Annotated in this window: 18 protein-coding genes; 4 read left to right on the forward strand and 14 right to left on the reverse strand. The window is 70.3% G+C overall.

The window, feature by feature from the left end:
- Window positions 1-19: 19 nt before the first annotated feature.
- The 4 genes from hpaD to MT347_RS02940 form a co-directional block, all read right to left on the reverse strand.
- Window positions 20-1,168 (reverse strand): 3,4-dihydroxyphenylacetate 2,3-dioxygenase, encoded by a 1,149-nt coding sequence (gene hpaD, locus MT347_RS02925; RefSeq protein WP_243497926.1) that lies wholly within the window; start codon window positions 1,166-1,168, stop codon window positions 20-22.
- Between the two features lie 158 nt (window positions 1,169-1,326).
- Complete coding sequence (gene hpaE, locus MT347_RS02930; protein ID WP_243497928.1) at window positions 1,327-2,841, reverse strand: 5-carboxymethyl-2-hydroxymuconate semialdehyde dehydrogenase; 1,515 nt, start codon at window positions 2,839-2,841, stop codon at window positions 1,327-1,329.
- 89 nt (window positions 2,842-2,930) lie between these two features.
- Complete coding sequence (locus MT347_RS02935) at window positions 2,931-3,623, reverse strand: GntR family transcriptional regulator (protein WP_243497930.1); 693 nt, start codon at window positions 3,621-3,623, stop codon at window positions 2,931-2,933.
- Entirely contained in the window at window positions 3,623-5,221 is a 1,599-nt protein-coding gene (locus MT347_RS02940; RefSeq protein ID WP_243497932.1) for a fumarylacetoacetate hydrolase family protein, read from the reverse strand. Before MT347_RS02940 ends, MT347_RS02935 begins: the two co-directional genes overlap by 1 nt.
- Before the next feature lie 120 nt (window positions 5,222-5,341).
- Here MT347_RS02940 and MT347_RS02945 point away from each other — a divergent pair, with 120 nt between their 5' ends.
- On the forward strand, window positions 5,342-6,724 hold the full coding sequence (locus MT347_RS02945) for an MFS transporter (RefSeq protein ID WP_243497934.1): 1,383 nt from the start codon (window positions 5,342-5,344) through the stop codon (window positions 6,722-6,724).
- 265 nt (window positions 6,725-6,989) lie between these two features.
- On the opposite strand, the gene MT347_RS02950 is transcribed toward MT347_RS02945, so the two are convergent.
- From MT347_RS02950 to MT347_RS02975, 6 genes are all read right to left on the reverse strand, one after another.
- Window positions 6,990-7,634 (reverse strand): thioredoxin domain-containing protein, encoded by a 645-nt coding sequence (locus MT347_RS02950; RefSeq protein WP_243497936.1) that lies wholly within the window; start codon window positions 7,632-7,634, stop codon window positions 6,990-6,992.
- A gap of 3 nt (window positions 7,635-7,637) precedes the next feature.
- Complete coding sequence (locus tag MT347_RS02955; RefSeq protein ID WP_243497938.1) at window positions 7,638-8,318, reverse strand: cation diffusion facilitator family transporter; 681 nt, start codon at window positions 8,316-8,318, stop codon at window positions 7,638-7,640.
- Complete coding sequence (locus MT347_RS02960) at window positions 8,315-8,659, reverse strand: helix-turn-helix transcriptional regulator (RefSeq protein ID WP_243497940.1); 345 nt, start codon at window positions 8,657-8,659, stop codon at window positions 8,315-8,317. Before MT347_RS02960 ends, MT347_RS02955 begins: the two co-directional genes overlap by 4 nt.
- 97 nt (window positions 8,660-8,756) lie before the next feature.
- The gene (locus tag MT347_RS02965) at window positions 8,757-8,990 is read right to left on the reverse strand and encodes a hypothetical protein (RefSeq protein ID WP_243497941.1); all 234 of its coding nucleotides are present in this window, start codon (window positions 8,988-8,990) and stop codon (window positions 8,757-8,759) included.
- Window positions 8,991-9,081: 91 nt separating this feature from the next.
- Entirely contained in the window at window positions 9,082-10,734 is a 1,653-nt protein-coding gene (locus MT347_RS02970) for a thiamine pyrophosphate-binding protein (protein WP_243497942.1), read from the reverse strand.
- A gap of 228 nt (window positions 10,735-10,962) precedes the next feature.
- On the reverse strand, window positions 10,963-11,667 hold the full coding sequence (locus tag MT347_RS02975; RefSeq protein WP_243497943.1) for an IclR family transcriptional regulator: 705 nt from the start codon (window positions 11,665-11,667) through the stop codon (window positions 10,963-10,965).
- A gap of 97 nt (window positions 11,668-11,764) precedes the next feature.
- On the opposite strand from MT347_RS02975, the gene MT347_RS02980 reads away from it, so the two are divergent.
- Window positions 11,765-13,639 (forward strand): FAD-dependent monooxygenase, encoded by a 1,875-nt coding sequence (locus tag MT347_RS02980; RefSeq protein WP_243497944.1) that lies wholly within the window; start codon window positions 11,765-11,767, stop codon window positions 13,637-13,639.
- A 275-nt stretch (window positions 13,640-13,914) separates the two neighbouring features.
- A complete protein-coding gene (locus MT347_RS02985) occupies window positions 13,915-15,387 on the forward strand; it encodes an NAD-dependent succinate-semialdehyde dehydrogenase (protein ID WP_243497945.1) in 1,473 nt (490 codons plus the stop codon).
- 259 nt (window positions 15,388-15,646) lie between these two features.
- Here the strand turns inward: MT347_RS02985 and MT347_RS02990 are convergent, their stop codons facing one another.
- Complete coding sequence (locus tag MT347_RS02990; protein WP_243497946.1) at window positions 15,647-17,086, reverse strand: helix-turn-helix transcriptional regulator; 1,440 nt, start codon at window positions 17,084-17,086, stop codon at window positions 15,647-15,649.
- Between the two features lie 118 nt (window positions 17,087-17,204).
- On the opposite strand from MT347_RS02990, the gene MT347_RS02995 reads away from it, so the two are divergent.
- Window positions 17,205-19,109, forward strand: coding sequence for a phosphoenolpyruvate carboxykinase (GTP) (locus MT347_RS02995; protein ID WP_243497948.1), 1,905 nt, complete (start codon window positions 17,205-17,207; stop codon window positions 19,107-19,109).
- A 327-nt stretch (window positions 19,110-19,436) separates the two neighbouring features.
- On the opposite strand, the gene MT347_RS03000 is transcribed toward MT347_RS02995, so the two are convergent.
- From MT347_RS03000 to MT347_RS03010, 3 genes are all read right to left on the reverse strand, one after another.
- Window positions 19,437-21,317, reverse strand: coding sequence for an ABC transporter ATP-binding protein (locus tag MT347_RS03000; RefSeq protein ID WP_243497949.1), 1,881 nt, complete (start codon window positions 21,315-21,317; stop codon window positions 19,437-19,439).
- A 394-nt stretch (window positions 21,318-21,711) separates the two neighbouring features.
- Complete coding sequence (locus MT347_RS03005) at window positions 21,712-23,163, reverse strand: MFS transporter (protein ID WP_243497950.1); 1,452 nt, start codon at window positions 23,161-23,163, stop codon at window positions 21,712-21,714.
- 175 nt (window positions 23,164-23,338) lie between these two features.
- Window positions 23,339-23,692 carry a Fe-S protein gene (locus MT347_RS03010; RefSeq protein ID WP_243497951.1) on the reverse strand — a complete coding sequence of 118 codons (354 nt, stop codon included), beginning with the start codon at window positions 23,690-23,692 and terminating at the stop codon, window positions 23,339-23,341.
- Between the last annotated feature and the right edge of the window lie 427 nt (window positions 23,693-24,119).

Raw genomic sequence — 24,119 nt, forward strand, 5'->3', positions numbered from 1 at the left:
GGCGACTCGCGCGAAGGGGCTAAAGCTGGTTGCCGAGCTTGAACTCGTTGGCGGCGACCTCCTCGGGGGCGCGGGTATAGCTGAAGCCGTCGGCGCCGATCGTCACCGCCATCTCGCTGGAGTCGGTGCGCGAGCGGACCGGCTGGGGGATGCCGTCGAGGTCGAGCACGAGCGAGCCCTCGGTGTACCACGACGGCACCACGGGATTGCCCCACCAGTCGCGGCGCTGGTTGTCGTGGACGTCCCAGGTGATGACGGGGTTGTCGGGGTCGCCGGTGTAGTAGTCCTGCGTATAGATCTCGACGCGGTGGCCGTCGGGGTCGCGAAGGTACAGGTAGAACGCGTTCGAGACGCCGTGGCGGCCGGGGCCGCGCTCGATGGCATCCGATCGTCGGAGGGCGCCGAGTTTGTCGCAGATGGCGAGGATGTTGTGCTTCTCGTGCGTCGCGAAGCAGACGTGGTGCATGCGCGGGCCGTCGCCGCCGGTCATGGCGGTGTCGTGCACGGTGGGCTTGCGGCGCATCCACGCGGCGTAGACCACGCCCTCTTCGTCTTGGATGTCTTCGGTCACGCGGAAGCCGAGCGACTGCATGAAGTTCACCGCGCGCGGCACGTCGGGGGTGATCTGGTTGAAGTGGTCGAGGCGCACGAGCTCACCGGGGGAGTGCAGGTCGTACCGCCACGACAGGCGCTCCTGGTGCTCGGTGTCGAAGAAGAACTCGTGCGGGAAACCGAGCGGGTCGACGACCCGCACCGAGTCGCCGATGCCCTTCGTGAAGCCGTTCGGCTCGCGGCGCACGTCGCAGCCGAGCTCGGAGTAGAAGGCGACGGCTCTGTCGAGGTCGTCGGCCGAGCGCACGCGGTACGAGAACGCGGCCACCGCGGCGACCTCGCCCTGACGCAGCACGAGGTTGTGGTGGATGAACTCCTCGGTCGAGCGCAGGTAGATCGCCTCGTCGTCCTCCTCGGTGACGTGCAGGCCCAGCACGTCGACGTAGAAGATCCGGGATGCCGCGAGGTCGGTGACCACGAGCTCCATGTAGGCGCAGCGCAGGATGTCGGGCGCGGGGGAGGAGGGGGTGGGGATGGGGTCGTCGGAGTGGATCGGTGCCTCCTGGGTCACCCAGAACCCCGAGGAGGTCTTCTGTTCTTCGGTGTGCTTTGCCATGGTTCGCGTCCTTGCGTGTGTGTCGGCGTCTGTGGGTCGGGGTGGCTTCGACGAGCTCAGCCACCGCGGGGCGGAGGTCCCTGAGCCTGTCGGGGGGGACCGGGGTCAGTGCGCCTGTGAAGGGGCGGAGGTCCCTGAGCCTGTCGAAGGGGCCGGGGTCAGTGCGCCCTGCCGAACGTGGGGTTGTGGGCGCCGCCGAGCGTGATGTGTACGGCCTGCTGATCGGTGTAGAAATCGATCGAGCGGTAGCCGCCCTCGTGCCCGAGTCCCGAGGCCTTCACGCCGCCGAAGGGGGTGCGGAGGTCGCGGACGTTGTTGCTGTTCAGCCACACCATGCCGGCCTCGACGTTCTGGGCGAACAGGTGCGCGCGCTTCAGGTCGTTCGTCCAGACGTAGGCCGCGAGGCCGTAGCGGGTGTCGTTCGCGAGCGCGAGAGCTTCGGCATCCGTGTCGAAGGGGGTGATCGCGACGACGGGACCGAAGATCTCCTCCTGGAAGATGCGCGCGTCGGGGGCGACATCGGCGAACACCGTGGGGCGCACGAAATTGCCCTCGTCGAAGCCCTCGGGGCGGCCACCGCCGGCGACCAGGCGCCCCTCGGTCTTGCCGAGCTCGACGTACGACATGACCTTCGCGTAGTGCTCGGGGTGCACCAGCGCCCCGACCTCGGTCGCGGGATCGTCGGGGAGGCCGACGACCACGCGATCGGCTTGCGCTGCGTACCGCTCGACGAAGGCGTCGTAGACCGAGCGCTCGACCAGGATGCGGCTCCCCGCGGTGCAGCGCTCGCCGTTGAGCGAGAAGACGCCGAAGATGGTGGCGTCGATCGCGGCGTCCAGATCGGCGTCGGCGAACACGATCGCCGGGCTTTTGCCGCCCAACTCCATCGACAGGCCCTTCAGGAAGGGTGCGGCGTTGGCGAAGATCAGCTGACCGGTGCTGCTCTCGCCGGTGAACGAGATGAGCGGCACGTCGGGGTGCTTCACCAGCGCGTCACCGGCGTCCTCGCCGAGGCCGTTGACGAGGTTGAACACGCCCTCGGGGAGGCCCGCCTCTTCGAAGATGCCGGCCCAGAGCGACGCCGACAGGGGCGTGAACTCCGCGGGCTTGAGCACCACGGTGTTGCCGGTCGCGAGAGCGGGGCCCAGCTTCCATGACTCGAGCATGAACGGGGTGTTCCACGGGGTGATGAGTCCGACGACCCCGATGGGCTTGCGGTTGACGTAGTTGAGCTGCCGGCCGGGCACCTTGAACGCATCGTCGGTCTGGGCGACGATCAGGTCGGCGAAGAAGCGGAAGTTCTCGGCGGCGCGGCGGGCCTGGCCGAGGGCCTGCGTGATCGGCAGCCCCGAGTCGAAGGACTCCAGCTCCGCGAGACGCTCGTCGCTCGCCTCGACCAGGTCGGCGATGCGGTGCAGCACGCGCGAGCGCTCGCGGGGGAGCATGCGCGGCCACGGGCCCTCGGTGAACGCCGCGCGCGCAGCGGCGACCGCGAGATCGATGTCGGCCTTCTTGCCGGCCGCGGCCCGCACGTAGGTCTGGTTGGTGACCGGGTCGAGCACGTCGAACGTGTCACCGTCGACCGAGTCGACGAAGCGGCCGCCGATGTAGTGCTGGATGCGCTCGGGCAGGTCGGCCGGGATGCGGCGCGCGGTGGTGAGCGGGGTGGTCATGTGAGCTCCTTCGGTGGAGGGGTGGATGCCGGTGACGCAGTGTCCGTGGCGACGGTGCCGTCGGGGCGTGGGGTGTGCGGCATCCGGAATCAGAAAGCGGGGAGACCGAGCACCTGGTCGGGGTGCTCGTGGATCATGTAGGCATCGAGGGTCGCCGAGCGGTGGCGGCGCGACGCCTTCTCGATCTCGGCCAGGGGTGCCCCGGTCTCGATGAGCGCGAGGATGTTCTCGTGCTCGCGCACGGACTCCGCGGCGCGGCCCGGGACGAAGCTGAACGTCGAATCACGCAGGTGCCCGAGGCGTGCCCACTCGGCCTGCACCAGCTCGAGCATGCGCGGGTTGGCGCACTTGGCGAACAGGATGGCGTGGAACTCCTGGTTCAGGGCGGTGAACGCGCGCGGGTCGAAATGCTCGAGGGTCTCGACCATCAGCTCGTTGATCTCGCGCGCGCGGCGCACGTCGTTCGTGGTGAGGGCACGCGCGGAGAGTGCGGTCGCCGCCCCCTCGAGCAGGCTGAGCGCCTGCATGCTGAAGCGGTACGCGGTGTCGTCGACCATCGAGACGCGCGCGCCGACGTTGCGCTCGAACATCACCAGGCCCTCGGCCTCGAGTTGGCGGATCGCCTCGCGCACCGGCACGACGCTCATGTCGAGCTCGCCGGCGATCGTACCGAGCACGAGGCGGTAGCCGGGGGTGAACTCCTGCGAGGCGATGCGCTCCTTGACCCAGTGATAGGCCTGCTGCGATTTGCTGCGGGAGGTCGCGGGGGTCGTGGCATCCATCAGGCGTTCCTCTCGCCGTCGTAGCGGGCTCGCCAGGCGGCGTTCATCGGGAACAGGCCATCGAGGGGGTGACCGGATGCCACCTGGCGGGCGATCCAGGCGTCTTCCTCTTCCTGCGCGAGGGCGGCGTCGACGACCTCCTCGGCCAGGGCGGGAGGGATGACGATCACGCCGTCGCCGTCGCCGACGAGGATGTCGCCGGGCTCGACGGTGGTGCCGCCGCAGCCGACGGCGACGTCGGTCTCCCACGGCACGTGCCGGCGGCCGAGGACGGCGGGGTGAGGGCCGGCGGCGAACACCGGGATGCCGACCGCGGCGACGGCTTCGGCGTCGCGGACGCCGCCGTCGGTGACGATCGCTGCCGCGCCCCGCGCGTGGGCGCGGATGGCGAGGATGTCGCCGAGCGTTCCCGATCCGGTCTCGCCTCGTGCCTCGATGACGATGACCTCGCCCTCGCCGACCGCGTCGAACGCGCGTTTCTGCGCGTTCTGGCCGCCGCCGCGCGAGGCGAAGAGGTCTTCGCGGTGGGGGAGGAAGCGCAGGGTCCGCGCCGTGCCGACGAAGCGGCTGCCGGGGGTGAGGGCGTGCACGCCGTCGATCGTGACGTCGTCGAGGCCGCGCTTGCGGAGCTGCCCGCTGAGGGCGGCGACGGGGACGCGGGACAACTTGGCTCGCAGCTCCGGCGTGAGGCGTGGGGCCACGGCATCCATCTTCCCGGAGGTGCTCGGTGCGAGGTGGGGTGCCGGGTCGTCGGACGTCAGGACAGGGGAACCGGCGAGAACAGGACGATCCGCGTCGGGGCGTCCTGTTCCGGCGTGATCCCCTGTCCCCGCGAGGGCCCCTGCGGCCGCGGCCTCGGACGAGCCCCACGCCTCGGTGCGCTGGGTGTCGTCGACCGCGGGGAGTGAGCCGAGTCCGGCGTCGAAGGACCGCGAGCCCTGCACCACCGTGGTGCGGAGCCGGCCGGTCGAGTGCGCCCCGGCATCCACCTGCACCTCGACGGTCTGACCGGGAACGACCACCGACGAGCCCGCCGGGGTGCCGGTGAGGATGACGTCGCCGGTCTCGAGCGTGAAGTGCTGCGACAGGTCGGCGATGATCTGGGCGAGCGGGAAGATGAGGCCGGCGGTGGTGTCGTCCTGCACGAGGTGGCCGTCGACCCAGGTGCGCAGGCGCAGGGCTTCGGGGTCGACCTCGCGGGCGTCGATGAGCTCGGGGCCGAGGGAGGTGTAGCCGTCGCCGCCCTTGGAGCGGACATTCGAGCCCTTGTCGTTCGCGCGCAGGTCGTACAGACCGAAGTCGTTCGCGGCGGTGACGGATGCCACGTGCGCCCAGGCGGCATCCGGAGTCACCCACCGGGCGGGCTCGCCGATGATCAGCGCGATCTCGCCCTCGAACGCCAGGAGTTCGGTGCCGGCGGGGCGCACGATCTCGGCACCCGAGGGGGCGAGTGAGCTCGACGGCTTGAAGAAATAGGAGGGGGCAGCGGGTCGGCGGCCCCTCTGGTCGGCGCGCGAGACGTAGGAGAGGTGGACGGCAACGATCTTGCCCGGGCGTCCGTCGAGGACGGTGAACCGGGGGTCGGTGCGGTCGATCATTGAAGCTCCCTTGCGTCGTATCCGAAATCGTATACGATGACCCACGCCCCCGCAAACGGCGCCTCGTCACCGACGACGACGCCGGGGGGCCCATGACGACGATGTCTCGAAGGAGTCCCCATGTCTCGCTCGCAACCGCCGGGATTCACGCCCACCGGCACCATCTCCACGTCCACGGACCGCCGCCGTGTGGTCTTCGCCACCGTGGTCGGCACCACCGTCGAGTGGTACGACTTCTTCCTCTACGCCTCGGCTGCGGGACTGGTGTTCGGGCAGCTGTTCTTCGCGCCCGCCGGCCCCGGTGTCGCGCAGATCCTGTCGTTCCTGACAGTGGGGCTGAGCTTCCTCTTCCGTCCCCTCGGCGCGTTCCTGGCGGGCCACCTCGGCGACAAGTACGGCCGACGGGTCGTGCTGATGATCACGCTGATCCTCATGGGCGCATCGACCACCCTGATCGGCGTGCTGCCGACCTACGAGGTTATCGGTGTCGCCGCCCCCGCGCTTCTGATCCTCCTGCGCGTGCTGCAGGGCATCTCCGCCGGTGGCGAGTGGGGCGGCGCGGTGCTCATGGCCGTCGAGCACGCCCCCAAGACCAAGCGCAGTCTCTTCGGCGCGTCGCCCCAGCTCGGTGTGCCCCTCGGGCTGCTCCTCGCGAGCGGCATGCTCGGGCTCATGGCGCTCATCGCGCCCGGCGACGCCTTCCTCGCCTGGGGCTGGCGTGTGCCGTTCCTGCTGTCGTTCGTGCTGATCCTTATCGGGTACTACGTGCGTCGCAAGGTCGAGGAGAGCCCGGTGTTCGTCGAGATCGCCGAGCGCAAGGAGCAGACCCGGATGCCGATCGTGCAGCTGTTCCGCAAGCACGCGCTGCTCGTGCTCATCGCCGCGTTCGTGTTCGCCGGAAACAACGCCGTCGGCTACATGACCACCGGGGGCTACATCCAGCGCTACGCGACCAACCCCGACGGTCCGTTGGGTCTGGCGACGGCCGACGTGCTCGGCGCCGTGACCCTGTCGGCGGTGTCGTGGTTCGTGTTCACCTGGCTCGGCGGGTGGATCGGTGACGTCATCGGCCGCCGCACCACCTACCTGATCGGATGGGCGGCGCTGCTGGTCGGCGTCCTCCTGCTGTTCCCGCTCGTCAACACCGGCAGCATCGGCCTGCTCACGCTCGGTCTCGTGGTGCTGACCGTCGGTCTCGGCCTCACCTACGGACCGCAGGCGGCGCTGTACGCCGAACTGTTCCCGGCATCCATCCGCTTCTCGGGGGTGTCGATCTCGTACGCTCTCGGCGCGATCCTCGGCGGAGCGTTCGCTCCGACGATCGCCGAGTCGCTGGTCAAGGCGACCGGGTCCACCACCTCGGTGACCTGGTACCTCGCGGGCATGGTCGTGCTCGGCGCGATCGCGACGCTGCTGCTGCGCGACCGCAGCGGCATCCCCCTCGGGCCCGACCACGAAGTTGAGCAGGAGGTCAGCCCGATCCGCGGGTTGTCGCGGGTCTGACGCGGCCGCCCGGCCCCGCTGCGCTCATGTGCGGCGGGGCCGTCGGCGTGCGGGGTGGGGTCGGCGGGGGAGGGGACTGCAGAACTCCGGCGATCCCGATGGAACGGCTGCTCGCGGGCAGGGGCCGGGCCAGGGGTGCAGGAGGTGTGTGCCGACGTGGGACGGGACCCGCGAGCGGATGGAGAACCGAACGGCCCCGCGCCAGCGGCTCGTCTAGCGGTCGAGCGCGGCGTCGATACCGAACGGCACTGCGCCAGCGGCTCGTCTAGCGGTCGAGCGCGGCGTCGATCGCCGTCTCGAGATCGTTCCATCGCTCGATGACGAGCGGCCGCCCGTCGACGAAGAACGTCGGGGTGCTGCGTACTCCCAGCGCGCGTCCCTCTTCGAAGTCGGCCCGTACGCGTTGTTCAGTCTCCGGATCGGCGACGGCGGCGTCGTACGTCGCCATGTCGAGCCCGAGGTCGACGGCATATTCGCGGAAGAGATCGGCGCGAGACTCTTGTGCCTCTCCCCACTCGGCCTGCGTCTCGAAGAGGCGGTGATACATGTCTTCGAAGCGACCCTGTTGTGCGGCGGCTTCGGCGGCGACGGCGGACGTCGTGGAGTTGAAGTGGCCGGGCAGGGGGAAGTAGCGGACGACGTAGGTGATCTGTCCGGCGTACTTCTGACGCACGTCCTCGACGACCGGGTAATACGCGCCGCAGGCCTCGCACTCGAAGTCGAGGAACTCCACGACGGTGACCGCGCCGTCACCCGCGTCGTCGAGCACGTGAGAGTCGGCTCCCACCACGGCGGCGGCTGCCGGGTCGGGGGCCTGCGCGCGGGTGACGAGGAACGCAACGAGGCCGATGACCACGACGACGATCAGGGCGGCGAGCGTGATCAAGAGGGGCTTGGGCTGTGTCTTCACGGGTCAGTCCCTGTGCTCGTCGCCGTGGTCGTTGTGCTCCTGCTCGAGGAGCATTCCCGCCGAGGTCGCGCATGCGTCGCCGCGCCATGCCTCGATGCCCTCCCGGATGGCGAAGGCGGCGATGACGAGTCCGGCGACCGCATCGGCCCACCACCATCCGAGCATGCTGTTGAGGACGAGTCCGATGAGTACCGCGGCGGACAAGTAGGTGCACAGGAGGGTCTGCCGGGAGTCCGCCACGGCGGTGGCCGATCCCAGCTCGCGACCCGCGCGGCGCTCCGTCAGCGACAGGAACGGCATGATGACCACGCTCAGAGCCGTGAGGACCATGCCGATCGTCGAGTGCTGCACGTCGGCTCGGCCCACGAGCGCGATCACGGACGTCGCCGTGACGTACGCGGCGAGGGCGAAGAATGCCACGGCGATCACGCGGAGTGTGCCCTTCTCCCACCGTTCCGGGTCGCGGCGGGTGAACTGCCACGCGACCGCGGCGGCGGAGAGGACCTCGATCGTCGAGTCCAGGCCGAATCCGATGAGCGCGGACGAGGAGGCGATCGTGCCCGCGGTGATCGCGACGATCGCCTCGATCAGGTTGTACGCGATCGTTGCGGCGACGATCCATCTGATGCGGCGGTGGAGGGTGTCACGGCGGTCGACCGCGGGGCGGGGAGCGGCCGTGGTCATGCGCAGGTGCACCCTTCGCCGGAGCAGCACCCGGGCTCCACGTATAGGACGACATGCAGCAATTCGTCCAATGCAGGCGCGAGGTGTGGGTCCGCGAGCCGGTATCGGGTACGTCGCCCCTCCGGCACGGCCTCCACCAGCCCGCATCCTCGCAGGCACGCGAGCTGGTTCGACATGACCTGTCTCGAGACGCCGAGCGCGTCGGCCAGGTCGGAGGGGTACGCGGGCTCCTCTCGCAGAGCCAGCAGAACCCCCGCTCGAGTCGTGTCGGAGAGCGCGTGCCCAAGGCGGGCGAGCGCCGCGGTGTGTGTCAGCGTGGCCGTGAGTGTCGCGGTGGACATGTGGCGATAGTACAGGTATCGATGAATAAAGATTGTCGTGTACTCACCGCCGACACGCGTGACGGCCTGCCATTCACGGCGGCGCGGCTGGGTTCGATTACGCGGGCGACCTGCGCATCAGTGCGCCCGCTGCGAGGACGATGATGCCCACGACGAAGGCGATCGCCGCGATCCCCATCGCCGCGGCGTCATGCGGCAGCATCGCGCAGCCCGCCGACGTGTCCTCATAGTCGCAAGTACGCCAGGGCTGGAAGAAGTACAGCACCACAACGGCGCCGCTGACCAGTGCGATCGCAGTGCCTGTGGCGACCGCGCGCGTTCTCATCCCCATGCGACATCACCGTAGCGGCGGCTCGCGACCCCGGCGCGCGTTCGGCCGTTCGCACCGGTCTCTTCTTCGGTCGCGGCGACCCGGCTCCCGCTCACGAGTTCACCCTGATGATCTCCCGCTGGTACGGCGCGATGACGTCGCCGCTGATACGCAGGTCGAGCAGCAGGAAGGCGCGGTCCTCGGGATCGCGCCGCGTCCACTCGGCCAGGGCTTCGAGATCGGCCACCTCGCGCACGACGACGCCCTCGGCGCCGAAGCCGCGCGCGACGGCCGCGAAGTCGACCTCGGGGATCAGCATGGGCTCGCGGGCGAGGCCCTTCAGGCCGTAGAGGTTGATCTCGGCGCCGTAGGCGGCGTCGTTCCACACCACCGCGATGCCGTGGCCCCGCGCGGAGCGCACCGCGCTCTCGAGGTCGGCGATCGCCATGAGCCCGCCGCCGTCGCCGGTGGTGAGCACGACGGTCGATTCGGGCCGGGCGGCGATGGCTCCCGCGACCGAGGGGAAGCCGAGTCCGATGGACTGATAGGCGGTGCCGACCATCATGACCCGATCGGGCGAGGCGACCGGCCAGTACATGTTGGACCAGCCGAGGAAGTGCCCGCCGTCGGAGACGACCACGCGATCCTCGGGCAGCAGCTCCGCGATGCGCACCGCGGCCGAGCGGGGGTCGAGGCGGGCGTCGGGGGCGAGACCGTCGCCCGGCTCCTGCTCGCGGAGGGGCGCCACGTCGACGCGGTCGCGCCAGCCGGACGACACCGCACCGTGCGCGTGCAGGCGCCGCACGAGCGCCTCGGCCGACAGAGCGGCATCCGCTCGCACGAACCCGCCCACCTGCGCGTGGGTGGCGGTGGGGGCGACGTCGATCTGGAAAACCTGCGTGCTCGGGGCGAAGAGCTCGCCGAAGCGCATCGTGAACTGGTTGAGCCCCGCGCCGAACACGACCGCGACGTCGGCCTCGCGTACGAGCTCCATGGCGCCGGCGGCGCCGAACCCGCCCGTGACACCGAGGTCGTGGGTGGTGTCGGGGAAGATGCCCCGACCGAGGGCGGTGGATGCCGTGATCGCACCGGTCACCTCGGCGAGACGCCCGAGCGCTGCGCCTGCGCCGGCGAGCCACGCGCCGCGGCCGGCGAGCAGCAACGGGCGCTCCGCACCGGCGAGGGTGTCGGCGATGCGGTCGAGGGTCGCCTCCGCCGCGGGTCCCCGTGGGGTGAGGGGCGCGGGGAGCGTCACGGTGCCGGCATCCGTCAGCGCACCCGCCTCGCGTGTCACGACGTCGTACGGGATGGCGAGAACGACCGGCACGCGATAGGTCAGCGCGTGTTCGAGCGCGATGAGGACGGTGGCCGTGGCATCCCGATCTCCGACCGTGTACGTGCGCACGCCGACCGCCGAGGCGAGGGCGACCTGATCGACGCCCCACGGCCGGGGGCCCGAGGTGGGCTCGTCTCCCACGACCAGCAGCAGGGGGATGCGGGCCTGGGCTGCCTCGGCGAGGGCGGTCAGGGTGTTGGTGAAGCCGGCTCCGTACGTCGCGGTGGCCGCAGCGATGCGTCCCGACGCGCGGTAGTGCGCGTCGGCGGCAACGACTCCGCCGGCCTCGTGACGCATCGCGGTGAAGGTGACGTCGGTCTCGCGGTGCAGCACGTCGAGGAAATGGGCGTTGCCGTTGCCCATCACCCCGAACACGTGGTCGAGGTGGCGGGCGAGGGTGTGGGCGACGTGCGCGGAGACGATGGGCATGCGAAGCCTTTCGCGAAACAGGAACGGGAATGAGCCGTATGTGTCTCGCGCGGGTCTCGCGCTACGTGCCCTTTTTTCGAGCAGCGACGCACGACATCGGGCGCCTGACGGGAGCGATCCTATGCGATCCCGACGCACCGCGCGACGGAGCGGGCACCGGTCGCCGTCCCGACGGACCCGCGTGAGCGTGCCGGGAAGATCGTGCCCGCGATACGTGCGCCACGGCTCTCAGAGCGCCGCGCGAATCACCTCGGCCGCAGCCTCGAGTCGAGCCGCGATCGCTGCGTCGTCGGCATCCGCCCTGACGTGCACCGCGGCCACGGCTGCGGGCTCGCGGCCCTGCACGGCGAGCGGCACGGCCACCGCTCGTAGCGAGGGGATGACCTCGTCGTGGCTCGTCGCCCACCCGCGCTCGCCGGCCGTGACCACCTCGGCGGCGAGCCTCGCGTCGAGGCCGTCGGGCCACCGGCGCGGGGGGAGTTGCGCGAGGATCACGCGCCCGGGGGCGCCCCGGGTCACCGGATGCCGCGACCCCGGCCGTTGCGCGACGGCAGTGACCGCGTGGCGGGGCTCGACGCTGGCGAGGGTGACGCACTCGTCGTGATCGAGCACGACGAGGAAGCACGTCATGCCGAGGTCGTTCGCCGCGGCCGTCAATTCGGGCAGTGCCTCTGCCTGGAGGTCGGCGGCGACTCCCGCAGCCAGCGCTGCCAGGCCCGTCCCCAGGCGCACCGCGCCCGCGGCATCCCGGGTGATGAGACCGTGGTCTTCGAGCGTGCGGAGGAGTCGGTAGGCGACCGAGCGGTGCAGCTCGACGCGCGCGGCCAGCGCGTCGATCGAGAGCGGCGCGCGCGCGTCGGCGAGCTCTTCGAGCAAGCGGATGCCGCGGCTCAGGGTCTGCGAGGCGGGGGAGGCATCTTGCCGTGAGGGCATGGACCGGGCTACTCTCTCGTTCGGTAGCAGAACACTGAGTTCGAATATAGAACACGTGCTGTGCGACCGCAACCCGACACCGACGTCAGGAGAAGCGATGCAGTTCCACCACCACGGCTACGTCTCGGGCGACCCGCGCGTGCAGAACGCCGCAGGCACCGGTCTCGACCGCCCCGCCGAGCTCCCAGACCGGGTGGACGTGCTCATCGTCGGATCCGGCCCCGCCGGCATGCTGCTCGCGGCGCAGATGGCGCAGTTCCCGCAGCTCACCACGCGCCTCATCGAGAAGCGCGAGGGTCGACTGGCCCTCGGTCAGGCCGACGGCATCCAACCGCGCAGCGTCGAGACGTTCCAGGCGTTCGGCTTCGCCGACCGCATCACCGCCGAGGCGTACAACATCGGCTGGATGAACTTCTGGGCGCCCGACCCGGAGGACCCCTCGCGCATCGTGCGCACGAGCCGCACCGAGGACTACGGCCTCAAGATCAGCGAGTTCCCCCACCTCATCGTCAACCAGGCGCGCGTGCTCGACTACTTCGCCGAGGCGGCAGCCCACGGCCCGGCGCGGATCGTGCCCGATTACGGTGTCGAGTTCCTCGGGCTCACCGTCGGCGACGAGTCCGTCGAGGTGCGCGTGCGCACGGCGGAGGGGGAGCGCACGATCCACGCGAAATACGTCGTCGGCTGCGACGGTGCGCGGAGTGCCGTGCGGCAGGCGATCGGCCGCACGCACGTCGGCGCCGCGGCCCGCCACGCTTGGGGCGTCATGGATGTGCTGGTCGAGACCGACTTCCCCGACTGGCGTATCAAGTGCGCGATCAACGCCGCGGCGGGCAACATCCTGCACATCCCGCGCGAGGGCGGGTACCTCAGCCGCATGTACATCGACCTCGGCGAGGTCGCGGAAGACGACGACCACCGTGTGCGTCGGACCCCGATCGACGAGGTGATCCGCCGGGCGAATGAAATCCTGCACCCGTACTCGATCGACGTGAAGCAGGTCGCGTGGTCCAGCGTGTACGAGGTGGGTCACCGGGTGACCGACCGGTTCGTCGACGACCTCGACAGCCCGCGCGTCTTCCTCACCGGCGACGCCTGCCACACCCACAGCGCAAAGGCCGGACAGGGCATGAACGTCTCGATGCAGGACGGCTTCAACCTCGGCTGGAAGCTGGGCCACGTGCTCACCGGGCTCGCACCGGCGGAGTTGCTGCGCACGTACGACCAGGAGCGCCGACCCGTCGCCCAGCAGCTCATCGACTTCGACCGCGAGTGGTCGTCGCTGATGGCCCGGAAACCCGGCGAAATCACCGACCCCGACGAACTGGCGACGTACTACCTCGCCACCGCGGAGTTCCCCTCCGGCTTCGGAACGCACTACGCCCCCTCGGCGCTGGTATCCGAGGCGCCGGCGCAAGACCTGGCATCCGGATTCCCCGTCGGCAGGCGATTCCACAGCGTCGAGGTCGTGCGGGTGTGCGACGGCAACGCCGTGCATCTCGGTCATCACGCTCGCGGCGACGGTCGCTGGCGGATCTACGCCTTCGCGGATGCCGAGGGCTCGGCGCTGCGCGAGTGGGCGGGGGCCGCACGGGACATCGCGGAACGTTTCACGCCCAAGAGTGCCGACCTCGACTCCGTGTTCGATGTGAAGGTGATCTTCCCCGGACGCTGGGAGGACGTCGTCGACGTGCCGGCGCTCTTCCGCCCGCGCTCGGGGCCACTGGGGCTCACCGACCTCGAGAAGGTGTTCGCCGCGGCCCCCTCGGCCTGGACCACCGCCGACATCTTCGCCGAGCGTGGCATCGGTGCCGAGGGGGCCGTGGTCGTCGTGCGCCCCGACCAGTACGTGGCGCACGTGCTGCCCCTCTCGGCCCCGGAGGAGCTGGAGCGCTTCCTGGCCGGGGTGATGGCCGCACCCGCCGGCTCCGTCGCGCCCCGGACCGTCGCGGCCCCTGCGCGGAGCGCATAAACGCGTTTCGCGCCCCGGACCGCCCCGGCCGCTGCGCGGCACGCATAAACGCCATTCGTGCGCGGAAACACGGTGTCGCAGCGTTTATGCGCACGAATCGCGTTTATGCCGGAGTAGAGCGCGCAGGAGCCGGCGCCGCGTACCCGCAACGCTCACGCTCCCGCCCGCCGTCCACCGCGGCTATTCCCGCATCCGCTTTGTACACCACGTATATCGGCCACGCTGCACGTGCTGACGAGAATTGGCGGGAACCCCGCCCCGATCCAGGAGGACCCATGACCGATTCGCGCGAGAGCGAGCTGCTGGCATCCGTACCCACCGGCCTCTTGATCAACGGCGAGTGGCGAGAGGCGGCCGGCGGCAAGACCGTCGCCGTGAACGACCCCGCCACCGGTGACGTCATCCACGAGATCGCCGACGCCACGGTCGACGACGGCGTCGCGGCGATGGATGCCGCGGCCGAGGCGTTCCCGTCATGGGCGGCGACCCCGGCTCGGCAGCGTGCCGAGATCCTCCGCCGCGCCTTCGATCTGCTGCAGGAGCGCAAGGAAGACGTCGCGCTGCTCATGACGCTCGAGATGGGCAAGCCCCTCGTCGAGGCGCGCGGCGAGGTCGCGTACGGCGGGGAGTTCCTGCGCTGGTTCAGCGAGGTCACCGCGCACACCCAGGGCCGCTACGGCGCGAACCCCGAGGGCACCGGCCGCATGATCGTCTCGCATCACCCCGTGGGTCCCTGCTACCTCATCACCCCGTGGAACTTCCCCCTCGCCATGGCCACCCGCAAGATCGCCCCCGCGCTCGCCGCCGGCTGCACGGTGGTGATCAAGCCCGCGACCCTCACGCCCCTCACGACGCTCTTCTTCGCGCAGATCCTGCAGGACGCCGGTGTCCCCGCCGGTGTCGTCAACGTGGTCACCACGACCAGCACCGGGCCGGTGTCGGAGCGCATCATCTCCGACCCGCGCCTGCGCAAGCTGTCGTTCACCGGCTCCACCCCGGTCGGTGTGAAGCTGTTGCAGCAAGCGGCGCCCGGCGTGCTCCGCACGTCGATGGAGCTCGGCGGCAACGCCCCGTTCGTCGTGTTCGAGGATGCCGACCTCGACAAGGCCGTCGAGGGGTCGATGCTCGCGAAGTTCCGCAACATCGGCCAGGCCTGCACCGCGGCCAACCGCTTCCTCGTGCAGCGCAGCGTCGTCGAGGAGTTCACCCGACGCGTCACCGAGCGCGTGCAGGGTATGAAGATCGGCCGCGGCACCGAGGAGGGCGTGCAGATCGGCCCCCTCATCGATGACCGCGCGGTCGACAAGGCCCGGACCCTGGTAACGGATGCCGTGGAGCGCGGCGCGACGGTCACCACCGGCGGGTCGCCCGTCGAGGGACCCGGCACTTTCTTCGAGCCGACCGTCGTGTCGGACGTGCAGCCGGGGAGCGACATCCTGCGCGAGGAGATCTTCGGGCCCGTGCTCGCGATCATCCCCTTCGACGACGAGGACGACGCCGTGCGCCTCGCCAACGACACCGAGTACGGCCTCGTCTCCTACGTCTTCACCGAGTCGTTCGCACGCGGACAGCGCATGATCGACAAGCTCGAGACCGGGATGATGGGCCTCAACGTCGGCGTCGTCTCCAACGCCGCGGCCCCCTTCGGCGGCTGGAAGCAATCGGGCCTGGGACGCGAGGGCGGCGACGAGGGCATCCACGAGTACCTGCAGACGAAGTACACCCTCACGGCGAACCCCTACGCGTGAGACACCGGATGCCACGACCCCGCGCTCTCCAGAGCATCGGGGTCGTGGCATCCGTCGTTTTCGCGGGCTCCCCTGGACACAACGCAGGAGTTCGGGCGAGGGGAGGCCCACCAGCCCGGCCGAGGGAGCGCGTGACCGCGGAAGTCCTGCGTTGTGTCCGCCCGCCGGACCTCGAGCGAGTCGCCGGAATGTGTCGCCGCCAGATCCCCGATGGCGTCATGACCGGGCACCTCGCGCGAGGGCCTCGGTGCCGCGCGCGTCAGCCGTCCGCGTGGCGATCCAGGAACGCGAAGACCTCGGTGTCGTCGACCCCCGGGAACATTCCGCGGGGGAGGGGCGAGAACATGTGCCGGTGCACGCGGGCGCTCGGCCATGCCTTGCCCTGCCACCGCTCCGCGGCCTCGGTGTCGGGGCGCCGGCAGCACGACTCGTCGGGGCAGTGCGACACCCCGCGCGTGGAGGTCTCGCGGCCGCGGAACCACCGGGCGTCGTCGAAGGGCACGCCCACGGTGATCGAGAAGTCGCCGTCGCTCGTGGTGCCGGTCTGCGTCGAGCACCAGAAGGTCCCGGCGGGGGTGTCGGTGTACTGGTAGTGCTCGGTGGTGCGATTGTGTTCGGCGAAGGCCGATCGCGCCGAGAACTTCTTGCACACGATCTGCCCCTCGACCGAGCCCGTCACGTCGGTCGGCAGAGGCAGTGCGTCGTTCTCGTACACGCGCGAGATGGCGCCGTCGCCGTCGACGCGCAGGAAATGCAGATGGATGCCGAGGTGCGCCGTCATGAGGTTGGTCATGCGCATCGCCGCGGCTTCGTGCGTGACGCCGAACGCGTCGCGGAAGTCCTCGACGGCGAGGTTGCGGTCTTTCTTCGCCTGCGTGAGGAACGCGACCGAGCTGGTCTCGGGCATGAGGCAGCACGCGGCGTAGTAGTTGATCTCCAGGCGCTGCTGCAGGAAGTCCGCGTAATCCGTGGGCGGTCGATGCCCGAGCAGGCGGTGCGCCATCGCCTGGAGCGCCATCGATCGCAGGCCGTGGCCGCCGGGGATGGAGGCCGGCGGCAGGTAGATGCGGCCGTTCTCGAGGTCGGTGACCGAGCGGGCGGAGTGCGGGAGGTCGCTGACGTAGATCAGCTCGAAGCCGAGCTGCTCGGCCATGATGCTCACCGTGCGGTGGGTCAGGGCGCCGGTGGCGTGCCCCGCGGCTTTGAGCTGCTTCTCGGCGAGCCGTTCGATCTCGGGCAGGTGGTTGCCGGTCTCGCGCATGCGCAGGCGCAGCTCGGTGTTGGCGCGGCGGGCCTCTTCGGGGCTGGCGATGGTCGCGCGCTCGCGACGCTGCAGCTCGCGATGCAGGCCCAACACGGCTTCGATCGTGTCATCGCTCGTGCCCTTCGTCACTTTGACCGGGGGGATGCCGAGCTGCCGGAAGAACGGGCTGGTCTGCGCCCGGTCGAGCTCGATCTCCAGCGCCGCGCGCCGGTTGGGTGGTTCCGTCGAGAGGAGTTCGGCGACCTCTGTCTCGGTGGCGCGCGCAATCTCCTGCAGCAGGGACAGCTTGGGTTCGCGTTTGCCGTTCTCGATCAGGCTCAGTTGACTGCCCGCCACCCCGACCAGCGCTCCGAGCTCGTCGAGGGTCAGTCCGCGCGACAGGCGGTGGTGACGGATGCGGTGACCCAGGGTGGTGAGTTCGAACGTCGACGCCATTCCTTGACTATATCGAAAGAACATCGTTTCTTACACGTCCAGTGACGCGAAAGTGGGGTTCCAAACCCTCCAACATGGAGGAACGACACCGAGTTTGCTCTCAACCGAGGAGAACGACATGGCTCTCGCCGACATCTTCAGCACCCGCGCCGACCGCTCGTCGGCCTCCGCCCCGCGCACCGCTGCGCCGGCCCGTGCCGCCCGCCCCGGTCACGGCGTCCGCCCCGCCGTCGAGGGCCCGGGGCTCGCCGCGCTCACCGCCTGGGTCGACCAGGTCGCCGCCCTCACGCAGCCCGACCACATCCACTGGGTCGACGGCTCGCCCGCCGAGCACGACGCGCTGCTGCGCGAGATGGTCGACGAGGGCAAGCTCATCAAGCTCAACCCCGAGTGGCGCCCCGGTTCGTACCTGGCCCGTTCGCACCCCGGCGACGTCGCCCGCCTCGAGTCGCGCACCTACATCGCCTCCGAGAGCGAAGAGGATGCCGGCCCCACCAACAACTGGATCGCTCCGGCCGAGATCCGCGAGACGCTGAACGGCGTCTTCGAGGGCTCGATGCGCGGGCGCACGATGTACGTCGTCCCCTTCTCGATGGGCGCGGTCGGCGGTCCCCTCAGCCACATCGGCGTGCAGATCACCGACAGCGCTTACGCCGTGGCATCCATCGGTGTCATGACGCGCGTCGGAACCGCGGTGCTCGAGCAGGTCGCGACGGGCGCTCCGTGGGTCAAGACGGTCCACTCGGTCGGTGCACCGCTCGCTCCGGGCGAAGCCGACGTGACCTGGCCGTGCAACGACGAGAAGTACATCGTCCACTTCCCCGACACTCTCGAGGTCTGGTCGTTCGGCTCGGGATACGGCGGCAACGCGATCCTGGCCAAGAAGTGCTTCGCGCTGCGCATCGCCTCGGTCATCGGCCGCGACGAGGGATGGCTCGCCGAGCACATGCTGCTCATCCGCGTGATCGACCCGAAGGGCAAGGCCTACCACGTGGCCGCCGCCTTCCCGTCGGCGTGCGGCAAGACGAACCTCGCGATGCTGCGCCCCACCATCCCCGGCTGGCGGGTCGAGACCCTCGGCGACGACATCACCTGGATCCGTCCCGGCGAGGACGGACGTCTGTGGGCCGTCAACCCCGAGGCCGGATTCTTCGGTGTCGCACCGGGTACCGGCGAGTCGACCAACGTCACCGCGATCGAGACCCTGTGGGGCAACACGATCTTCACCAACGTGGCACTGCGCCCCGACGGCGACGTGTGGTGGGAGGGGCTGACCGACGAGGCGCCCCCGCACCTGACCGACTGGGAGGGCAACCCGTGGACGCCCGCGTCGGGTCGCCCCGCCGCGCACCCCAACTCGCGATTCACCGTCGGTGCCGCGCAGTGCCCGCAGATCGCCGCGGACTGGGAGGCACCCGAGGGCGTGCCGCTCGACGTCATCCTGTTCGGTGGTCGTCGTGCGACGAACGTTCCGCTCGTCGTCGAGGCCACCGATTGGTCGCACGGGGTCTTCATCGGTTCGACGGTGTCGTCCGAGAAGACGGCGGCGCAAGAAGGCACCGTCGGCGAGCTGCGTCGCGATCCCTTCGCCATGCTGCCCTTCTGCGGCTACAACATGGGCGACTACTTCGGCCACTGGCTGAAGGTCGGCCAGAAGCTCCGCTTCGACCGGGCGCCGCGCATCTTCCAGGTCAACTGGTTCCGCAAGGGTGACGACGGCCGCTTCCTCTGGCCCGGATTCGGCGACAACGCCCGCGTCATCGACTGGATCATCCGCCGTGTCGACGGTCAGGTCGACGCGGTGGAGAGCCCCATCGGTCGTCTGCCGAAGATCGAGGACCTCGATCTCTCGGGTCTCGACCTCCCGGATGCCGATCTCGCGGAGCTCTTCTCGATCGACGCCCGCTCGTGGCTGGCGGAGGCCGACCTCACCGAGGAGTTCTACGACACCTTCGGGTCACACCTCCCGGCAGCGCTGCGCGCCGAGCTCGCGTCTCTCCGGTACCGCCTGCAGCGGTCCTGAATCGGCCGGCCCCGCCGGCATCCTGCTCTCGTCCCGCCCCGCCGTTTCGCGCGGCGGGGCGAGCGTCAGACACGACGCCCCTCCCGTTCTTGGCGCGCGGGAGGGGCGTCGTCGCGTCCTCGCGCGGCTCGCCGGGCGGGCGCGTCGTCCTGGCCGCGCCCGGCCTGCTGAGCGCGGCGCCGCCGGGGCGGTCTGCCGCGAGATCGCATGTCGCCGACAAGTCGGTTGCTGGCTGCCGCCGATATCTCGACGGAACGCCGTCTCGCGTTCTCCACGGTCGCGCGCAACGACCCGGTTGGCGCGCGGCGCGCGGCGCACCGCCCGGCCTCACACGAGCAGCTGGTGCTTCGCCAGATCGCGGTACAGGGGAGTGGATGCCACCAGCTCGCTGTGCGTGCCCTGGCCGACGACCCGGCCGTGATCGAGCACCACGATGAGATCGCTGTCGACGACGGTCGACAGGCGGTGGGCGATGACGAGCAGCGTCCGGTCGGCGGCGACGGCGTCGATGGCCTCGCGCATGCGCTGCTCGTTGACACCGTCGAGCGACGAGGTCGACTCGTCGAGCAGCAGCACAGGGGGAGCGGCCAGCAGGGCTCGCGCGATCGCGAGGCGTTGACGCTCGCCGCCCGACAGCATGACGCCGTCCTCTCCCACGGGGGCGTCGACGCCGAGGGGGTTGCGCGCCAGCACGTCGCCCAGGTTGACGGCGCGCAGCACCCGCTCGCAGTCGGCGTCGGTGGCCTCGGGGGAGGCGAGCCGCAGGTTGTCGGCGATGGTCCCGGCCAGCGTCGGGGCGTCCTGCTCGACGTATCCGAAACGCGCGCGCAGGTCGTCGCGGGCGAGTTCGCGCGCGTCGACGCCGTCGACGAGGATGGCACCGGCGGTGGGGTCGTAGAAGCGCTCGACCAGCGAGAGGATCGTGCTCTTGCCCGCGCCCGAGGGACCGACCAGCGCGACGCGTGCTCCGTGCGGCACGGTGAACGACACCCCGCGCAGCACCTCGCCGTCGGATTCGTGCGCCTCCGCGACGGTCTCGTCGGCGGCCCGCTCGAGGTGCGCCTGTTCGAGCACCGCGCGAGCCTCTTTCGCGGCGGCCTCGCGAGCTTTGACGACGTGGTCGGGGTAGCGGAAGCGCACGTCGCGGAACTCGAGGGTCGCCGCCCCCGTGACGGCCGACGCCGGGCCTCGGTGGTCGCCGTCGTCCTCGAGGGGCAGATCGAGCACCTCCTGGATGCGTCCGAGGGCCCCGAGGGCCTGGTTGACCGAGGTGATCGCACCGATTGCCGAGGCCAGGGGCTGCACCAGGAGGAAGAGGAAGATCACGAACGTCACGAGCGACGCCACGTCGATCGCCCCGGATGCCACCCGGAATCCGCCGACGCCGAGCACGACCAGCAGCGACACCTGCAGGGCGATGCCGGCGACCGGCACGATGAGCGCCGACACTTTGGCGATGCGCACTCCGGCCGCGTAGGCGGCGGTAGCGTTCTCGGTGACGGCGGCGACCTCGCGCTCGGTCGCCCCCGAGGCGCGGATCGTGCGGATGGAGCCCACGGCCCGCTCCACGCCCGAGGCCAGCTCGCCGACCTTGGCCTGCTGGTCGGCGGAAGCGGTGCGGATGCGGGTGCTCAGCAGCACGACCACCGCGACCGAGGCGCCGACGACCACGACGATCAGTCCCAGCAGCAGCGGGTCGATGAACGCCATCGCGATGACCGCGCCGACGAGGATGAGCGCGTTGCCCACGGCATCCGCGAGCCCCTGGGTGAGCACGGCGTACAGCAGCGTCGTGTCGGTGCCCACGCGCGAAACGAGGTCGCCCGTGCGCCGCGCGTCGAATTCGCTGATCGGCAACCGGAGGATCCGCGCGATGAGCCGGCGTCGACTGGAGTAGACCACGGCGGTGCCGGTGCGCTGCAGCAGATAGTGCTGATAGCCCGAGATGAGCGAGGACAGCACGACGAAGCCGACGAGCAGCCACACGAGCGCACCGAGCGGCACGGTGTTCTGCACGCGCGTGATGACCTCGCCCACGAGCAGCGGTTGCACGAGCGTCGCGCCCGCCCCGAGAAGGCTCAGCACCGCGACGACGACGAGCGTCCGCTTGTGCTCGAGCAGGAAGGGCAGCAGCTGTCGGAACGACGCGCGCGGGCCCTCGGGCACGCGGCGGCCGCGCCGACCGCGCGCGGGAGCGGGAACGGACATGCTCACCTCGGGAGAAGAAATGGGGGTCCTTCGACCGTACCTCCCGTCACCGACATCGACGGTCGGTCGTCCGGCCCCGAATCGCGCTGCGCACGGCACAACGCAGGACTTTCTGATCCGCCCGTCGGGATCGACGGCCCCTCGCACCGCTTCCACGGTGGATCTCCTGCGTTGTGTTTCGCGCGGTCCGGGGACCGGCTACGGCCTGCCCGCGTCGGTAGCGGGGCGCGGACCGTGACGGCCATGCCCGCCCCGCCCCCGGCCGTCGCCGGTCGCAGCGCGTCCGAATGCCCGGGACGCACGGGCCACGGCCCTTGCGTCGTCGGCCAGGCGGGAACGACGGATGCCACGAGGCCCAGGCCCCGTGGCATCCGTTGCTCCGTGGAGGACGGCGTTACGGCGCGGTCGCTCCGGCGGCGATGTTGTCGTCGTAGTCGACGTCCTTCGTCTCGGGCGAGAGCACGAGCGCGATGAGGGTGAGCACCCCCATCGCCGACAGGTACACGCCGACCAGCCACGGGTTGCCGTCCCCGGTCGCCCACAGGGCCACGGCGACGATGGGCGCCAGGGCGGCGCCGAGGATCGACGACACGTTGTACGAGATGGCCGACCCGGTGTACCGCACGTTCGTCGGGAACAATTCGGGCAGCACGGCACCCATGGGACCGAACGTGGTGCCCATCAGCAGGAATCCGAACACCAGGAACGCCTGCACCAGAGCACCGGTGAACTTCGGGTCGGCCTGCGGCAGCAGGAAGATCGAGAACGTCAGGCCGAACACGATGATCGCGAGGGTCACGCCGATCAACAGACGTTTGCGGCCGATCGCGTCGGCGACCGGGCCGGACAGCATCGTGAAGACGCCGAAGAACACCACACCGATGATCTGCATGATGACGAAGTCCGTGTAGCCGAAGCCGAGGCCCGGCACGTAGGCGGCGGCGTCGAACGGGGTGCCGGCCTTCTCGGCGGCCGCCGCGGCGCCCTCGAGGGTGGCCTTGGTGCCGTACGACAGGGTGAAGCTGGTCATCAGGTAGAACAGCACGTAGGTCGCCAGCATGATGAACGTGCCGAGGATCAGCTGCTTCCAGTTGCCGCGCAGGGCCGCGCCGAGCGGGAACTTCTTGATCGCGCCGGTCTTCTCGGCCTTCGAGAACGACTCGCTCTCGACGAGCTTGAGACGCACGTACAGCCCGACGATGACCATCAGGGCCGAGAACAGGAACGGCACGCGCCAGCCCCACGCGAGGAACTCCGCCGAACGCTGAGCGGTGCCGTCGGGGTGCGGCAGCGCGAAGTTGATCACGAGGAACACCGTGTTGGCGATGATGAAGCCGATCGGGGCGCCCAGCTGCGGGAACGTGCCGAACAGGGCGCGCTTGCCCTTCGGGGCGTTCTCGGTGGCCACGAGGGCCGCCCCCGACCACTCGCCCCCGAGCGCGAAGCCCTGTGCCAGACGCATGACGAGCAGCAGGATCGACGCCCAGACGCCGATCTCGTTGAAGGTGGGCAGGCATCCGATGAGGAAGGTCGCGACGCCCATCACGAGGAGGGATGCCACGAGCGTGGCCTTGCGGCCGAACCGGTCGCCGAAGTGGCCGAAGACCACGGCGCCGAGCGGGCGCGCGACCATGGCGGCGCCGAAGACGCTGAACGACAGCAGGAGCGACGTCGTGTCGTTGCCGGTGGGGAAGAAGAGGACCGGGAACACGAGAACCGCGGCGGTGGCGTAGACGTAGAAGTCGTAGAACTCGATGGTCGTTCCGACCAGGCTCGCGGTGATGACACGCGAACGTGGGTTGGCCGGAGCGGCGGTCGAGCGGGTGGTGGAGGTGGAGGAGGTCATGATCGCCTGACGAGAGGGTCGAACGGTCGCGTCCGGGGTGGGATGCGGCGGTGTCGCACCGCCATCACGGGGGTGGTGGCGAGGGCGGGCACGAGAGATCACCGGGACGTCCCCGCGTCAGGGACGTCAGACCCTCCAGTCTATGCGTTCGCTGAGCGGGCGATCCCGGCTGGGGTCAGCGCCAGATGACCGCGAGTCCCGCGTTGAGCAGAGTCAGGATGCCGACGGGCCAGAACAGCGCCGGCGAAAGCGAACCGGTGCGCTTCTGACGCGCGGAGCCGATGCCGAGCAGGGCGCCGATCACGAGCAGCACGACGAGCTTGATGCCGACCTTGGCGTAGTTGAGATCGTGATCGAGTCCCCACGGCGCTGACAGGATCAGACCGGTGAGCAGCGAGATGCCCAGCGCGTTGTTCATCAACGGCGTCACGTGCACTCGCCGCGCGACGGCCTCGACCACCCATGCGCCAAAGAGCACGGCGAAGCCGACGAGATGCACGAGGACGACGACGTTGCGCAGGGTCTCCATACCGTCAGGGTAGGGATGCCGTGGGCCCCGTCGCCAGCAAGGCGCACCTCAGTCTCGCGTCGCGCTGCCCGCGTGCCGCCGAAGTCCGGACCGAGCTGAGTGTGTGCACCGGGGGGCGACCCCCAGCGGGGGCGCAGCCCGGACCGGGGCGTGGAATGTGCACCGGGGCGACGCCCAGCGGGGGGCGCAGCCCGGACCGGGGCATGGGATGTGCACCGGGGCGACCGCCAATCGCCCCGTTGCACATTTTGCGCCCCGGAGCAGCGGTCCAGGCACGCGTCCCTTGCGCCCCGGAACAGCGGTCCAGGCACGCGTCCCTCGCGGCCCGGAGCAGCGGTCCAGGCACGCGTCCCTCGCGCCTCGGAGCAGCGGTCCAGGCACGCGTCCCTCGCGGCCTCGCGGCAGCGGTCCAGGCACGCGTCTTCCG

The organism is Microbacterium sp. VKM Ac-2923, assembly GCF_022815605.1.
GTDB lineage: Bacteria > Actinomycetota > Actinomycetes > Actinomycetales > Microbacteriaceae > Microbacterium.